The 381-nt window shown below is 64.3% G+C and carries 1 protein-coding gene; it reads right to left on the minus strand.

Translation table 11 applies throughout. The features are described from left to right. Positions 1-284 (minus strand): putative sulfate exporter family transporter (locus GWE18_RS42195; protein ID WP_275191345.1); only part of this gene is annotated, 284 nt, incomplete at its 3' end. Between the last annotated feature and the right edge of the window lie 97 nt (positions 285-381).

Raw genomic sequence — 381 nt, forward strand, 5'->3', positions numbered from 1 at the left:
ACCGTGATGCGCGCGCCCAGCAGCGCCACGCCGCAGCGCAGCCCCGTGCGTGCACAGGCCGCCACACCCGCCGACACGCGCGGCACGTTCGCCAGGAAGTTGCACGCCAGCCCGATCAGCAATGCATAAAGCAGTTGCGGGCCGCCGTGGTGTTCGGCGATGAACGTGGCGGCGAGCGCGATCACGGCGCACACGAGGATGCCGGGCCACAGCGCGGCGGCATGGGAGGCGGCCGGGCCGAAGGCGAGGCGCTGGCGCAGCGCGGTAGGGCTATATGACTTCATCGAAGAAAAGCATATGTTTTTCGCATAAGGCAAAAAACGGATAATTCCGCTCGATATGACCCAAAAATCAGGTCAACAAAGCGAGCGAGTGCGGTTC

This window comes from Bradyrhizobium sp. CSA112 (assembly GCF_029051645.1).
GTDB lineage: Bacteria > Pseudomonadota > Alphaproteobacteria > Rhizobiales > Xanthobacteraceae > Bradyrhizobium.